16 protein-coding genes are annotated in these 14,512 nt (G+C 74.1%); 9 read left to right on the forward strand and 7 right to left on the reverse strand.

Translation table 11 applies throughout. The features are described 5' to 3' along the window. Positions 1-20: 20 nt before the first annotated feature. Complete coding sequence (locus tag ACZ6TB_RS05635) at positions 21-863, forward strand: helix-turn-helix transcriptional regulator (protein ID WP_465550976.1); 843 nt, start codon at positions 21-23, stop codon at positions 861-863. Here the strand turns inward: ACZ6TB_RS05635 and ACZ6TB_RS05640 are convergent. The 4 genes from ACZ6TB_RS05640 to ACZ6TB_RS05655 all read right to left on the reverse strand — a co-directional run bounded on the left by ACZ6TB_RS05640 (position 849) and on the right by ACZ6TB_RS05655 (position 4,928). Beyond that, the gene (locus tag ACZ6TB_RS05640) at positions 849-1,499 is read right to left on the reverse strand and encodes a hypothetical protein (RefSeq protein WP_465550978.1); all 651 of its coding nucleotides are present in this window, start codon (positions 1,497-1,499) and stop codon (positions 849-851) included. The genes ACZ6TB_RS05635 and ACZ6TB_RS05640 overlap by 15 nt on opposite strands. A 71-nt stretch (positions 1,500-1,570) precedes the next feature. Further along, complete coding sequence (locus ACZ6TB_RS05645; RefSeq protein WP_465550980.1) at positions 1,571-2,428, reverse strand: tetratricopeptide repeat protein; 858 nt, start codon at positions 2,426-2,428, stop codon at positions 1,571-1,573. Further along, entirely contained in the window at positions 2,425-2,856 is a 432-nt protein-coding gene (locus tag ACZ6TB_RS05650) for a hypothetical protein (RefSeq protein ID WP_465550982.1), read from the reverse strand. Before ACZ6TB_RS05650 ends, ACZ6TB_RS05645 begins: the two co-directional genes overlap by 4 nt. Further along, complete coding sequence (locus tag ACZ6TB_RS05655) at positions 2,856-4,928, reverse strand: ATP-binding protein (RefSeq protein ID WP_465550984.1); 2,073 nt, start codon at positions 4,926-4,928, stop codon at positions 2,856-2,858. The genes ACZ6TB_RS05650 and ACZ6TB_RS05655 overlap by 1 nt, the downstream gene beginning before the upstream one ends. Positions 4,929-5,094: 166 nt before the next feature. Between ACZ6TB_RS05655 and ACZ6TB_RS05660 the strand changes: the two genes are divergently transcribed. The 3 genes from ACZ6TB_RS05660 (at position 5,095) to ACZ6TB_RS05670 (ending at position 6,627) form a co-directional block, all read left to right on the forward strand. Further along, complete coding sequence (locus tag ACZ6TB_RS05660; protein ID WP_465550985.1) at positions 5,095-5,553, forward strand: carboxymuconolactone decarboxylase family protein; 459 nt, start codon at positions 5,095-5,097, stop codon at positions 5,551-5,553. Between the two features lie 10 nt (positions 5,554-5,563). Further along, positions 5,564-5,995 carry an iron chaperone gene (locus ACZ6TB_RS05665; protein WP_465550986.1) on the forward strand — a complete coding sequence of 144 codons (432 nt, stop codon included), beginning with the start codon at positions 5,564-5,566 and terminating at the stop codon, positions 5,993-5,995. A 71-nt stretch (positions 5,996-6,066) separates the two neighbouring features. Further along, positions 6,067-6,627 carry a hypothetical protein gene (locus tag ACZ6TB_RS05670; protein WP_465550988.1) on the forward strand — a complete coding sequence of 187 codons (561 nt, stop codon included), beginning with the start codon at positions 6,067-6,069 and terminating at the stop codon, positions 6,625-6,627. Here the strand turns inward: ACZ6TB_RS05670 and ACZ6TB_RS05675 are convergent. Next, the gene (locus tag ACZ6TB_RS05675; protein WP_465550990.1) at positions 6,598-8,211 is read right to left on the reverse strand and encodes a sensor histidine kinase; all 1,614 of its coding nucleotides are present in this window, start codon (positions 8,209-8,211) and stop codon (positions 6,598-6,600) included. The genes ACZ6TB_RS05670 and ACZ6TB_RS05675 overlap by 30 nt on opposite strands. 109 nt (positions 8,212-8,320) lie before the next feature. Here ACZ6TB_RS05675 and ACZ6TB_RS05680 point away from each other — a divergent pair, with 109 nt between their 5' ends. Continuing rightward, on the forward strand, positions 8,321-9,793 hold the full coding sequence (locus ACZ6TB_RS05680; protein WP_465550992.1) for a diguanylate cyclase domain-containing protein: 1,473 nt from the start codon (positions 8,321-8,323) through the stop codon (positions 9,791-9,793). A 1-nt stretch (position 9,794) separates the two neighbouring features. Here ACZ6TB_RS05680 and ACZ6TB_RS05685 read toward each other — a convergent pair whose 3' ends face one another. Next, positions 9,795-10,640: a sensor histidine kinase gene (locus ACZ6TB_RS05685; RefSeq protein ID WP_465550994.1), complete on the reverse strand. Its 846-nt coding sequence runs from the start codon at positions 10,638-10,640 to the stop codon at positions 9,795-9,797. Between the two features lie 14 nt (positions 10,641-10,654). Further along, positions 10,655-11,029 (reverse strand): response regulator transcription factor, encoded by a 375-nt coding sequence (locus tag ACZ6TB_RS05690; RefSeq protein WP_465550996.1) that lies wholly within the window; start codon positions 11,027-11,029, stop codon positions 10,655-10,657. A gap of 188 nt (positions 11,030-11,217) precedes the next feature. Here ACZ6TB_RS05690 and ACZ6TB_RS05695 point away from each other — a divergent pair, with 188 nt between their 5' ends. The 4 genes from ACZ6TB_RS05695 (at position 11,218) to ACZ6TB_RS05710 (ending at position 14,432) form a co-directional block, all read left to right on the forward strand. Beyond that, on the forward strand, positions 11,218-11,448 hold the full coding sequence (locus tag ACZ6TB_RS05695; RefSeq protein ID WP_465550998.1) for a hypothetical protein: 231 nt from the start codon (positions 11,218-11,220) through the stop codon (positions 11,446-11,448). 175 nt (positions 11,449-11,623) lie between these two features. After that, positions 11,624-13,441: an anthranilate synthase family protein gene (locus ACZ6TB_RS05700; RefSeq protein WP_465551000.1), complete on the forward strand. Its 1,818-nt coding sequence runs from the start codon at positions 11,624-11,626 to the stop codon at positions 13,439-13,441. Positions 13,442-13,599: 158 nt separating this feature from the next. Then, positions 13,600-14,103, forward strand: a complete 504-nt coding sequence (locus tag ACZ6TB_RS05705; RefSeq protein WP_465551002.1) for a hypothetical protein — start codon at positions 13,600-13,602, stop codon at positions 14,101-14,103. Next, the gene (locus tag ACZ6TB_RS05710) at positions 14,103-14,432 is read left to right on the forward strand and encodes a YciI family protein (protein ID WP_465551004.1); all 330 of its coding nucleotides are present in this window, start codon (positions 14,103-14,105) and stop codon (positions 14,430-14,432) included. The genes ACZ6TB_RS05705 and ACZ6TB_RS05710 overlap by 1 nt, the downstream gene beginning before the upstream one ends. Positions 14,433-14,512: the final 80 nt, after the last annotated feature.

The following is a 14,512-nucleotide window of genomic DNA, read 5'->3' on the forward strand; positions in this document are numbered from 1 at the left end:
CCGCGAGGCAGCATGGAGACATGCAGCGTGACCAGCTCGCGGACTTCCTGCGCCGGCGCCGCGAGGCGATCCGGCCGGCCGAGGTCGGCCTTCCCGACGGCCCCCGCCGCCGCACCACCGGCCTGCGCCGCGAGGAGGTGGCGATGCTCGCGGGCATGTCGGTCGACTACGTCGTCCGGCTCGAGCAGGGCCGCAGCAGCCAGCCGTCGACCCAGCTGATCGGCGCCCTGGCCCGCGCGCTGCGGCTCTCCGACGACGAGCGCGACCACCTGTTCCACCTGGCCGGGCATCGGCCGCCGCCGGCCGACGGGGTCGCCCGGCTGGCCCGCGCCGGCCTGCTGCGGGTGCTCGACCTGCTCGGCGACACCCCGGCGATGGTGATCTCCGACCTCGGCGAGGTGCTCGCCCAGAACCGGGCCTCGGTCCTGCTCAGCGGCGACCACATGGGCTTCGCCGGCGATCGGCGCTATCTCGCGTACCGGTTCTTCACCGAGCCCGGCGTACGCGAGGCGCACCCGCCCGAGCAGCGCGAGCACCAGGCCCGGCAGCTCGTGGCCGACCTGCGCGCGGTCGCCGGCCGCCGCTCGGGCGATCCGGTGGTGGACGGGCTCGTCGAGCGGCTGCGCACGGCCAGCGCGGACTTCCGGCGGCTGTGGGCCGACCACGAGGTGGCGGTGCGGCGCGCCGACCGCAAGACGTTCACGAACCCGCGGGTCGGCCCGCTGACCATGGACTGCGAGACGCTCATGACGCCGGACCAGGGTCAGCAACTGCTGGTGCTCACCCCGGCCGACGCCGAGACCCGCGAACGGCTGGACCTGCTCCGCGTACTGGGAATGGAGGAATTCTCAGGCAGCCGGTGAGCCGCAGCCCGTGCAGAACATCGCGTTCGCGCCGAACTTGGCGCCGCACTGGCCGCAGAACTTGCTCGCCTCGGGCGCGGCCGCGAGCGGGGTGCCGCAATGCTGGCAGTACTTCCCGCCGCCGGAGTCGCCGGCGCAGGACGGGCACCGGCCGACGGCCGCCTGGCCGTAGACGGTTCCCTCGGTCCAGTCGACCTGTCGGATGCGGTCGTTGAGCTGCTCGACCTGGGCGCGTGCCTGCATGCCCACGATCTCCTGGTCGAGCTTGGGCGCGCAGCTCACGCAGACACCGCGCTGGTCGTTCCAGCAGACCTGGCCGCAGACCCACTCGCCGCAGCGGTGGCACTGGTGGAAGTGCGGCCGGATCTCCTCGACCGCGCTCTCCAGCGCCTTGTCCCAGGCCGGGCCGCGGGTGCCGTCCCGCACCCAGGTGGCGTCCCATCCGATCTCGGACGCCTTGCGGCCCCACTCGCCCCCGAGCAGGTCGCCGCCCATCCGCAGCAGCTTGCCGCCGAAGTTCATGGCGGACCGCTTGAACGACGACGAATAGCCGTTCCCGCAGCGCTCGCAGAAGAACTCGAACTGATAGCCCTCGTGCGTCGACCGGTCCTGGTAATTGTCCGTGAACCCGATCATGCCCATTTTCCCGCGCCCCCTCATGTCGCCGAGCAGACGTTACTTGAAGCCGTCCAGCGTCTCCTGCTCGCCTACGGCCACTGGCGGCGGAGGCGCCACCTCAGCACGGGCGGGACGACCCAGGAGTAGACGCAGTAGGCGAACCAGGCCACGGCGATCGGGAAGGCCACCGGCGGCGAGGCCACGAAGCGCAGGGCGGAGATCGTGGCCACCGCGACCAGCCAGACCTTGAGCGGGCCGAAACGCAGGATCGGGCGCAGCGGGAACATCAGCGGGTGGCTCGCTATCCGCATCTCGAGGGCGGACTCCGCGTACACCTGCTCGGTGGGCATCTCGGCGACGGCCCGGCGGAGGCCCGCGTAGGCCTCCCCCACCTGGCCCCGCGCCGCGCTCGTGCTGCCCAGCAACGCGTTCGCGACCGGATCGGCGGGATGGGCGCCCACGTACTCGCGGCTGATGCGCTGGGCCTCCCGGTCGTCGCCGCGGGCGTAGGCCACCTTGACCCGGGTCGCGTAGACCATCGGCGCCTGGGGGTTCCGGGCGGCGGCGAGGGCGACCAGCCGGGCCGCCTTGTCGACCTGGCCCTCGGCGGCGCAGAGGTCCGCGTACGCGCAGAGCAGGTCGACGTCCTCGGGAGCGATCGCCAGCCCGGCCAGCAGCAACCGCTCGGCCACCTCGGCGTGCCCGGCCTGGTGCTCGGCGCGGGCCAGCCAGTACAGCAGGTCGGGATCGGGCCCGTTCTCGGCCAGCCCGGCCCGGGCCGCGTCGCCCGCCTCGGCCCAGCGGTCGAGCTGGGCGAGCGCCGCACAGCGCAGCTTGGCCGCGACCGGATCCATCACCTCGGCGGCCGGCAGCGTGGCCAGCGCGGTGAGGGCATCCTCGGGGCGCCCGGCGTCGAGCATCGCGTAGGCGCGGGCCAGCGCCGTCATCGGATCACCAGGACGATGACGACGGCCTCGACGAGGCCGCAGCCGATGGCGGTCAGCAGGCCCGGCCAGAACAGCCGGTCCGGCTCGCCGCCGCGGTAAAGGAATGCCCGGAACGCGCGGCGCTCGACGATCCCGACCACCAGGGCGGCCAGCACCCCGGAGATCGCGCCGGCCAGCCGGAGGGCCGACCCGCCGCCGTAGATCGCGCTCACCACGACGCGGGCGGCGAAGCAGACCGCGCCGGCCGCGGCGATCACGAGCAGCCGGTCCCGGGCCAGGCCGAGCCGCCGCCCGTTGAGCAGGCCGAGCGCGGTGGCGGTGAGCGGGCCGCCGAAGAACGCCGGATAGAAGATCGAGTCGGGCCGCCAGGGTGGCGGGCCGGCGGCGGGCCGCTCCTTGATGGTCGGCCGGAACAGCTCGTCCCGCATCAGTCCCCGTTCCCGGTGAGGGCCAGCGTCTCCGCGTAGTCGCGCCGGCAGTCGATCTCGAGCTGCGCCTCGGCCAGTGGTTCGAGCAGCTCGAGGGCGCGCCGATGATGCTCCAGCGCCTCGTCGAGCCGGCCACCGGTGCGCAACGCCACGCCGAGGCTGCTGTGGCACCACGCCCGGTGGTGCTGGAGGTTGGCCCGCTCGGCCAGGCTCAGCGCCTCGTGCAGCGCGCGCAGCGCCTCGTCGAGATCGGTCGCGGCCAGCGCGAGCCCGAGCGTCACCAGGCCGGTCACCCGCGCCGGGCCCTGCGCGAGCGCGAGGGACGCCCGGGCCAGCGCGACGGCCTCGGCCGGCTCGCCGAGCCGCAGCGTCACCCAGCCGTCGAAGGCCAGCGCCTGCGACTGCCCGCCGGCCTGGCCCAGCGCCTCGAACAGCTTCGCCGCCCGGCGGAAGTGCGCCCGCGCGGCCGGATAGTCGCCGAGGTCGCGGCAGACGAAGCCGGTGCGCAGCGCGAGCCCGGCGGCCAGCTCGTCCGCCGGTTCGAGCGCGGCGGCCCGGGAGTAGGCGGCGAGCGCCTCGTCGAGCCGGCCGGCCGCGGCGTGCACGAAGCCGAGGTCGGCCAGCGGCGCGGACCGGTCGCGGCCCAGCCGCCCGGCCGCGTCGGCCGCGGCCGCCAGCATGCGGGCCTGGTCGTCGGTGCCGCGGTGGCGGAAGAACCAGACCCGCATCGCCCCCGGCAGCTCGGCGACCACCTCGTCGGCGCCGAGGCGGACGGCGGCGTCGAAGGCGGCGACCAGGTTCACGTACTCCAGGTCGAACCAGGCCGGATCGTCGGTGGCGGCGGTGGCCCGGGCCAGGTAGTGAGCCAGCACCCGGCGGACGGCGTCGTCGGCGCGCGGCTCCTCCTCGGCCGCGAGGTCCGACGCGTACCGGCGGATCAGGTCGTGCATGTGATAGCGGCCGGGCGACGTCTCCCGCACCAGGTGCGCGTCGACCAGCTCCTCGAGAAGCGCGTCGGCCGGGCCGCCGATGAGGGCGGCCGCCACCCCGGCGTCGAAATCCTCGCCCGGCAGCACCCCGAGCAGCCGGAACAGGCGGCGCTGACCGGCGTCGAGCTGCTGGATCGACATGCCGAAGACGGCGTCGAACCGGCCGGCGTTGTCGCGCAGGCGCTCGGCCAGCACCGCGACCGTCCATCCCGGACGGTGACGCAGGCGCGCGCCGGCCATGCGCAGGGCCAGCGGGAGGCCGCCGCACTCGCGCAGCACCTGGCCGACCGCGTCGTCGCCGTCGAGGGTGAGCCCGGCCGCCCGCCCGAACAGCCGGGCGGCGTCGCCGTCGGCCAAGGGCTCGAGCGACACCGGCGGCGCGCCGTCCAGGCCGACCAGGCGGTTGCGGCTGGTCACCAGCACCGCCGACCGCCCGGCGCCGGGCAGCAGCGGGAGCACCTGCTCGGCGTCGGCCGCGTTGTCGAGTACGACCAGCGCGCGGCGGCGGGACAGCTCGGAGCGCCACAGCGCGGCCCGCTCGGCCGCGCCCGCCGGCGGGTGCGTGACGTCGAGCCCGGCCAGCAGCTGGGCGAGCGCGGCCGGCGGCGCCAGCGGCTCCCGGCCGGGCGTGAAGCCGTGCAGGTCGAGATAGAGGCCGCCGTCGGGATAGGCGGCGGCCAGCCGGTGAGCCACGTGCAGGGCGAGGCTGGTCTTGCCGACCCCGCCCATGCCGTCGATCGTGGCCGCGCCGGCCGTCCGCAGCAGTTCCTCGACCCGGGCCGCCTCCGCCTCGCGGCCGGTGAAGTCGAACAGATCGGCCGGCAGGTCGTTGCGGCGCGGCGGGGCGGCGGGCCCGGCCTGGGACGCCTCGGACCACATGCCGCGCAGCGGCCGCGGGTCGCGCCTGACCGCCCGGCACAGCGCCACGACCGCGTCCCACGGCGGCACCAGCCGGCCGGTCAGGTAGCGGGAGAGCGACGAGCTGCTGAGGCCGGCCTCGGCGGCCAGCGCGCGCAGGCTCAGGCCGCTCAGCTCCTTGATCTGGGCGAGCTGAGCCACCAGTCGCTCCTGGGGTCCGGACACGTGCAACACCGTATCGTCCCGGCCCACGCGACCGGATCGGAGAAGCATCGGCCCTGGTCACGGCCGTTTCCGGTGTCCCACGGTGTCCCACGGCGCGAGCGGCGGCGCACGCCGCGGTGGTCCGATGAGTCCCGTCAGAGCGACGACGGCGAAGGGGGACGAAGCGATGCCGACCGAACGGATGCCGCACCCGGCGGCGCTGGTCCCCGGGGCGATCGAGGCGCTGGGCGCGGTCGACGCCGCGGTCGACGCCGCCGGGCTGGACGGCCGGCTGCTGGCGCTCGTCCGACTGCGGGCCAGCCAGATCAACGGCTCCGCCCCCTGCGTACGCGGCGGCGTCGACCGGGCCCGCCGCGCCGGCGCCGGCGACGACCAGATCCACGCGGTCGCCGCCTGGCGGGAGACGCCCTGCTTCGGCGCCGGGGAACGGGCCGCGCTGGCCCTGACCGAGGCGGTGACCCGGCTCGCCGACCGCGGCGACGCGGTGCCGGACCGGGTCTGGGACGTGGCCGCCACGCATTTCGACCGCACCGAGCTGGCCGCGCTCCTGCTCGCCGTCGCCATGACCAACGCCGTCAACCGGCTCAACGCACCGACCCGTCAGCAAGCCAGTTTCGAGATCTGAGGAGAATCCGATGGCCACCACCAAGACCACCGCCAAGACCACCGCCGGCTTCAGCGACGCCGAGCGCGGCGCGATGAAGGAGCGCAACCGGGAGCTGAAGGCCGGCAAGGGCGACACCGAGGGCGAGGTGCTCGCCAAGATCGAGTCGATGCCGGACGCCGACCGCGCGATCGCCGAGCGGCTGCACGAGGTGATCAAGGCCGCGTCGCCCGAGCTGACCCCGAAGACCTGGTACGGGATGCCGGCCTACTACCGCAACGGCAAGATGATCTGCTTCTTCCAGGCCGCCTCGAAGTTCAAGGCGCGGTTCGGGATGCTCGGCTTCAGCGACCAGGCGAACCTCGACGACGGCGACATGTGGCCGGCCTACTACGCGGTGGCCGCGCTGTCCCCCGCCGTCGAGGCCCGGGTGACCGCGCTCGTGCAGCGGGCCCTGAGCTGAGACCGGACTGGCCGGGAGCCGCACCCCTCCGCTAACTTCTACGTCTTGTAGGAGTCCGGCGGAGGGGGCGCATGACGGCGCTGCTTGGGGACGTGCTGCTCGTGCTGCTCGCCGACCAGGGCGGGACCACGCACGAGATCCAGCGACGGCATGCCGCCGCGTTCGGGGCAGGGCAGAGCGTGGACATCTCGCGGGTGTCGTGGACGCTCAGCCGGCAGGAAAGACTGGGACTCGTACGCTCGTCCGCCGCCCCCGCGCATGCCCGGCAACGCCGCTACGAGCTCACCGACGACGGCGCCCGGCGGCAGCGGATGTGGCTGTTGCGGGTGCCGGCCGACTTCACCCCCGACGAGATCCGCACCCGGGTCCTGCTCGCGCTGGACGCGGTCGACCGGTCCACGTTCGAGATGGTGGTGTCGGTCTGCCTGGCCCACCTCGAGCTGAGCCGGCTGCGGGCCCGGCCCGGCGACCCGGAGGCGCCGCTCTCGGCCGAGACGGCCCGGGCCGAGCTGGACGACGCCACGCTGGCCGCCCAGGTCGCGTGGTTGCAGAGCCTGCGCACCCGGCCCCGGCAGCGGGACCGCGCCGGGGACGCCCTGGCCCTACGCGAGACCCGCGGTCAGGACTCGTGAGTGGCCGGCCGTCGCGGCGCCCGGGACGGTGAACCAGAAGACGCTGCCGCCGCCCGGGTTGGGCTCGACGCCGATCTCGCCGCCGTGCAGGGTGACGATGCGCTCGCAGAGGGCCAGGCCGAGGCCGGTGCCGGGGTAGTCGGCGGCGTCCGGCCCGCGGTGGAACGGGGCGAACACGAGGGGTCGCTGGTCGGCGGGGATGCCGATGCCGCGGTCGGCCACCTCGATGCGCCACCGGCCGCCGTCGAGCTCGCGGGCGCCGACGGCGATGCGGGCGGGCCGGCCGGGCCGGACGAAACGGACCGCGTTGGCGATCAGCTGGTCGAGGACCTGCCGCAGCAGGACGGCGTCGCCGGCGACGGCGGGCAGCTCGCCGATCTCGATGTCGGGGCCGGGCAGGTGCGCGGCGGCGACGTCGAGGGCGAGCATGCTGGCCTCGATCGGCTCGGGGTGGATGGCGGCGCCGGCCGAGGAGGCGTACGCGATGAGGTCGTCGACCATCCCGAGCATCCGCCGGGTCGCGCCGTCGATGCGCCGCACGAAGCTCGCCGACTCGGCGTCGAGCCCCGGGGCGACGTCCTCGAGGAGGATCTCGGTGAAGCCGGCGATGGTGTGCAGGGGCGACTGGAGGTGCGAGCCGGCCGTTACCGCGAACCCGGACAAATCGGTCTGGGGCGAAGGCGGCGGCGAAAGTGAAAGCGGCGGCGCGGCCATCAGGACGAACGCGGCCAGTCCCAGGCTGCCCAGTGCGGTCACGACGAGCACGACGGGCGCCGCCAGCGCGTCCGTGGTCCCGATGAGCGACGTGGTCGGCCGGACCAGCACCTGCCAGGTCCCGCCGGCGAAGGGCAGGTCGATCACGCGCGGCCGGTCACCGCGCGCCGATCCGCCCTGGGCCCACGCGGCGACCGACCGGGTCGCCTGGGTGCGGGCGGTGTCGGCCGGGTCGGCCGCCGACGTGGTCTCGGTGAGGGTGGCGGTCACGCCGGTGACGCCGGCGGCGCGCAGGGCGGCGTCGAGGAAGTCGCCGGCCCGGACGCTGACCACGACCCAGCCGCCCGCGTGCGGCGGCAGGGGCGTCACCAGCTCGAATCCCAGCTGGCGCTGCCCGGCGGGCAGGCCGGTGTCGGCGGGGAGCACGTGCGCGGTGCCGGCGACCAGGCCGCCGTGCTGCGCGGCGAGCGCCATGGCCCGCGACAGCTCGGGCCCGAAGCCGTCCGGCGCCACGGGGGTGCTGCCGTCGGCGGCGTGCCGGGCCAGCACCTCGCCCGAGGCCGAGACGATCTCGACCTGGTGGGCGCCGGGCAGCCGGCCGCCGGCCATCCGGTCGGCGGTGACGGCGGCGGCCGGGTCGTCGGCGAGCGTCGAGAGGTCGTGCATCGTGTCGGCGTACCGCTGAATCGCGGAACTCAGCGCCGACCGCACGCCCGCCTCGCGCAGGGTGAGGGCCGCGGCGCCGGCGTCGGCGGCGGCCAGCGCGAGCGCCACCGAGGCCGTCGCGCCGGCGGCGAGACCGAGGGTGAGCACGGCGGCCGCCAGACCGACGGCACGCCGGCCACGGGACCGCAATGCTCCGATGTTCACGGCTGGCTCTTCGGACCGGCCCGGCGGCGACTGAGCCGGTCACCGCCTTGCTCCCGAGCTGAACCGGAAACCCTCAAGCGCGCCGCCCGGCGGCCGATGAGCGTGAATCATGACAGCGCGTGAAACGACCAGAGGGCCGCGAGCGGCGATGCCGGCGTGGCCGGTGCACGCCGGCGTCCTTCTCGTCTCGGTCGCGGCGGTCGTCGCCTACCTGATCGCCGGGCCGCACCTGCGGGTGGCGATCTTCGCGCTGGTCACGGTGGTGCCGATCGTCAGCTTCGCCGGGGCGCTCGCCGCCGGGCGCCTGCCCGACCGCCGGCCGTGGCTCACCGCCACCGTGGGGCTCGTGCTGCTCTCGGTGAGCATGGCCTTCTGGTCGGACTGGGTGACCGGGCATCATCTCGGGCGGGCCGAGGGTCGCGCCGCCGACTTCACGATCGCGTTCGCGCACCTGGTCTTCCTGGCCGGCACCGCGGGCGTGCTGCGCAAGCACGGCGCCAACGACCTGGCCGGGCTGCTCGACGCCGCCCTCTTCGGGGTGTGCGTGGCCGGGCCGATCTGGGCCTGGCTGATCGCGCCGCGGCTCACCCCGGCCGCGACCCTGCTCGGCGAGGTGCTGGTGCTGAGCGACGTGGCCGTGCTCGCGGCCATGCTCGGCTGCCTGGTCCGGATCGGCCGGCGGGCGTCGCGGGCGCGGGGGCCGATCGCCTATCTGGTGCTGACCGCCGCGTTCACCCAGGCCGCCCAGATCACGTCGGTGCTCACCGTCCACGCCACCGCCGACGTGACCGCGGTGCTGCTCATGCTGGCCTACCTGACCATCGCGGCGGCGCCGATCCACCCGGCCGCGCCGCTGGTCACCAACCCGGACCGGCCCGGCAAGGTGCCGACCGGCCGGCCGCCGCTGCTCTGGATGGGCGCGGCGCTGTGCGCCAACCCGCTGATCGCCGCGATCCAGCTGGCCCGCGGCGACGAGACGGCGAACGTGCTGCTGCCGGTGGGCACGATGCTCGCGGTGCCGCTGGTGCTGCTGCGGCTGCGGCAGATGTCGGCGCTGCGCAGCGAGGCCGAGCGGACCCTCGCCCACCACGCGCACCACGACGAGCTGACCGGCCTGCACAACCGCCGGCACGTGGTCACCGAGATCGACCGGGCGCTCGCCGACCTCGAGCGCGGCGACCTCGACGAGGTGACGCTGCTGCTGCTCGACCTGGACGGGTTCAAGCCGATCAACGACCGCTACGGCCACCAGGCGGGCGACGCGGTGCTGCGGGCGGTGGCGTCGCGGCTGTCCGGGATCACCGGGCCGGACGACCTGGTCGGCCGGATCGGCGGCGACGAGTTCCTGGTGCTGCGGCGCGGCCGCGGCGGCGCGGACGAGCTGGCCGGGCGGGTGACGAGCGAGGTGGGCCGGCCGATCTCGGTGGGTGCGGCGACGGTACGGGTGGGAGCGTCGGCGGGCTCGGCGACGGCGGCCCGGGGCGAGGTGATCGATCGCGACACCCTGATCGGGCTGGCCGACGCGGCGATGTACGCCCAGAAGGCCGCCCACCGCCGCGACCGGCACCCGGTGACCGCCTGACCTACCCCGCGGGCAGGCGCAGCGTGACGACGGTGCCGACGTTCTCGGTCGAGTCGACGGCGATCGTGCCGCCGTGGTTGTCGACGATCTTGTGGCAGATGGCCAGGCCGAGGCCGGTCCCGGGGACGGCCTGACGGATCGCGTTGGTGGCCCGGAAGAAGCGCACGAACAGGGCCTGCTGCTCGCCGGCCGGGATGCCCATGCCGGTGTCGGCGACCACCACCACCGCCTCGCCGCCGTCGTGTTCGGCGCGGATCGTCACGGTGCCGTCGGCGGGCGTGAACTTGACCGCGTTGCCGAGCAGGTTGGCGAAGACGCGATCGAGCTGAACGCCGTCACCCCGCAACGGCAGCGGTCCCCGTACGTCGGAATGAAGCCCCACCGACGCCTTCTCCGCCGCCGGCGAGATCGCGGTGAGCGCGCGCTCGATGACCTGGGCCAGGTCCACCTCGCCCGGCTCACTGCGGAAGCCGCCCGACTCGATCCGGGAGAGCGTGAGGATGTCCTCGATCAGCTCGCGCAGCCGGCGGGCGTTGCGGGCGATCACCTCGATCATCCGCAGCTGGGCGTCGCTCAGCTCGGGCGGCTCGGCGTCGCGCAGCAGCTCGACGTAGCCGGAGATGCTGGTCAGCGGCGTGCGCAGCTCGTGCGACACGGTCGCCATGAAGTCGGTCTTGGCGGCGTCCAGGGCGTACAGCTTTGCTTCGAGCTCATGCTCCCGCCGGCGGCACCGGCCGACCTCGGCTCGCATGCGGGCCGCCGACTGCCCCAGCGCGAGGGTGGCGGCCGCGCCACCGGCGATCAGACCGGCCGCGAGGAGACAGGCGCCGAGTCCCGTGCGCCGCATCGGAGGGCCTCGTCTCAGGCCCGGGCCCGGCTCAGCAGCGCCTGGATGCGGGAGACCAGTTCGCGCGGGCTGAACGGCTTGGTCACGTAGTCGTCGGCGCCGGCGCTGAACCCGCCCTCGACGTCCTGCTCCTGCACCCGGGCGGTGAGCATGATGATCAGGATGCCCGCGGTGGCCGGATCGGCGCGCAGCATCCGGCACACGTCGATGCCGGAGAGGCCGGGCATCGAGACGTCGAGCACGGCGAGCGTGGGCTGCCGGCCGCGCGCCTGGTCGAGCGCCGTCTGGCCGTCCTCGACCGCGATGACCTCGAAACCGGCCTGTTCCAGCTTGAACGCGACCAGGTCACGGATGTCGGCGTCGTCGTCGGCGACCAGAACCACCGTCACAGCATCTCCTCCATCGGTGCCACTAATCGGCACCATATCCCGTTATTTGGTGTTGTGACGGGTGCTCAAGGGAATGGGGCTCACAGCGACCCGCAACTCAAGCGCAACCGTGGCGCATCGAACCTGCAGCCCAGGACGGGTGTTCTGGAAGGCACGACGCCCGACACGACCGCCGGCAGGAGGATCCGATGACCGTGATGATGGACGAGGTCCGTACCGAAGCGCTCTTCGTCTCGAACGTTCAGCGTTCCCAGCAGCTGACGGCGGAGCTGATCCGGGCGGCCGTGCTGGCCACGGTCGACCGGCTGGGCGAGGCCCGCTGCGCCGAGCTGGTCGCGCAGGAGTTCGGCGAGCACCCCGACTGCGCCCCGTCCCGGATGATGTGGGCCCGCAACGCGGTGCGTCTCGCCTTCGCCTGAGCCATGCCCTAAGCTTCCGAACCATGCACGCGCGATTGAGCATGTGGTGGCCCGCCTCTCCGGCGGCCACACCCACCCGCGCGTAACCAACCCACGCGGCCGCCTCTCCGAGGCGGCCGTTCTGTTTGGCCTCGACCTCGGCCGGCGCACCGCCCAGCGAGGAAGAGGACCAGCCATGCAGCCCTTCGCCCTGCTCCACCGCGACGGCGCCGACCACGTCGAGGTGCTCACCGGTGACGTGATCACGGTCGCCACGCTCGACGACATCCCGCTCAAGCGCGGCCGCCGCACGCTCGCGGTCATCCCCTATCGGCAGATCGCCGAGCGCGGCTTCGCCTGCGTCGACGACGGCGCGCCGCTCGAATGCCTGCTGGTCACCGAGAGCCGCACCGAGCCGCTCGACCGTTTCCCGCCCGGCGAGCTGCGGATCACCGGCGGCGAGTTCGACCTCTCGGACGACGAGTACGGCGAGATCGTCGAGACCGTTCTGCGCGACGAGATCGGCCGCGGCGAGGGCGCCAACTTCGTCATCCACCGGGTCTTCGAGGCCGGCGTCGAGGGCGACCCGGTGGCGGCGGCCCGGGCCGCGTTCGGCCGGCTGCTGGCCGGCGAGCGGGGCACGTACTGGACCTTCCTCGTGCACACCGGAAGCCGCACGCTGGTCGGCGCCACCCCCGAGCGGCACGTCAGCGTCCTCGACGGGATCACCATGATGAACCCGATCAGCGGCACCTTCCGCCACGGCGACCGCGAGCTGCTCGACTTCCTCGCCGACCCCAAGGAGGTCGAGGAGCTCTACATGGTGCTCGACGAGGAGCTCAAGATGATGGCCACGGTGGCCGAGCACGGCGGGCAGGTGGCCGGACCGTACCTCAAGCAGATGGCCCACCTCACCCACACCGAGTACCTGCTGGCCGGGCGCGGGTCGCTGGACGTGCGCGAGGTGCTGCGGCAGACGATGTTCGCGCCGACGGTGACCGGCAGCCCGATCGAGAACGCGTGCCGGGTGATCGCCCGCCACGAGCGCCGCGGCCGAGGCTACTACGCCGGGGTGCTGGCCCTGCTCGACCACGACGACCAGGGGCGGCAGACGCTGGACGCGCCGATCCTGATCCGCACGGCCGAGATCTCGCCGGCCGGCCGGCTGCGGGTGCCGGTGGGCGCCACGCTGGTGCGGCACTCGACGGCGGCGGGCGAGGTGGCGGAGACGTACACCAAGGCGGCGGGCATCCTGGCCGCGCTGGGCGCGAAGGGGTCGGCGGCCCCGCCCGTACGACCGGAAGACGAGTCCCCGGAGGTACGCGCCGCGCTCGCCGCCCGCAACGACCAGCTCGCGCGCTTCTGGCTCGACTCCCGCGCCCCCGGCGCCCTCACCGTCCCGGCGCTCGCCGGCAAGACCGCGCTGATCGTCGACGGCGAGGACACGTTCACGGCGATGCTCGCCCACCAGCTCAAGGCGCTGGGCCTGACCGTCGAGGTGAAGCCGTGGCAGTCCGCCGTCGCCCGGACCCCGACCGAGCCCGACCTGGTCGTGGTCGGCCCCGGCCCGGGCGATCCCGACGACCCGGCCGACCCGAAGATGGCGGCCATGCGCGACCTGGTCGCCGATCTGCTGGCGGCCCGCCGCCCGCTGCTCGGCGTCTGCCTCGGCCACGAGATCCTGGCCGTGCTGCTCGGGCTGCGCCTGCGCCGGCGGGACTCGCCGTACCAGGGGCTGGCCCGCGACGTCGACCTGTTCGGCCGGGTGCGGCGGGTCGGCTTCTACTCCAGCTTCGCGGCCGTCTCGGGGTCGAGCCGCCTGGACTCGCCGCTGGGCCCGGTGGAGATCGCCCGGGACGAGATCGACGACGCCGTGCACGCGCTGCGCGGCCCGGGCTTCGCCGGCGTGCAGTTCCACCCCGAGTCGGTGCTGAGCCGGGACGGGGTCGCGGTGCTCGCCGAGCTACTTCCCACATTGATGTCCGGCGTGGTTAGCCCGGCCACGAACGGGTAGCAGAACTGGCACCGGTGGTTCAAGGGGATCGAGAGCCTCCGCTTGGACCACCGGCCATATTCAACTTCTCTCCGTAGCGTTTTCTCTCCGTCGCGTTGTCGATTCCGCGGCCGCCCGTTTGTCGGGTCGGCAGAGGACCACGACGGAGAGGCGTTTTCATGACCGGGAACTTTGAGGTGCGCTGGTCCGGCGATCTGCCGGGCACGCCGGAGCAGATCTGGCGCCTCGACGGCACCCACCTCGACTACATCCACCACGGGACGACCACCGGGGACCACGACGCCGAGGTGGACGCCTGCCGGCAGCACACCGACTTCTACTACGCGACGCTCGGCGAGTACCTGCGGCACTTCGCGGGGCGGGAGGCGGCGTACGTGAGCCTGGACGCGCCGCCGGGGGTCACGTTCGCGGCGGTGCGGCGGAAGCTCGGCATCGGCGACGAGGTCGGGGCCGGGAAGCTCGGCATCGGCGACGAGGTCGGGGCCGGGATCGTCGACTATCTGACCCCCAACTTCGTCGGCCTGCGCACCGACCGGGCGCTGTACCGTTTCTTCGGCAGGGACGCCTGGGGCTATCCGGTCGGTCTCTCCGTGCATCTGTTCGACGGCGATGCCGCCGCCGAGACCAAGACGTGGACCGCCTGGCTGGAGGGGGTGCGCTGATGGCGCGCTACGCGGTAATGATCTTCGAGCGCAACGGGAACGACCTCCCGCCGGAGGTGATAGCCGAGCACGTGGCGCTGGCCGGGCGGATCGAGGAGAACGGCGGCCGGGTGGTCGCCGGGATGGCCCTCGAGGACAACAGCACGGCGACGGCGATCCGCGGCGACCTGATCACCGACGGGCCGTTCATCGAGACCAAGGAGATGATGGCCGGCATCTTCGTGATCGAGGCGCGCGACCTCGACCACGCGATCGCGCTGGCCCGGATGACCCCGATCCTCGACGGCGGCGTGGAGGTCCGCCCGCTGATCGACTTCCAGGTGCTGTGAGCGGCGTGGTGATCCGGCCGCCGATCGCTCTGCGGACGCCGTGAGCGGCGTACCCGATGCTGTCGCGGACGCGCATCGCC

It is taken from the genome of Actinoplanes sp. NPDC051537 (assembly GCF_055586105.1).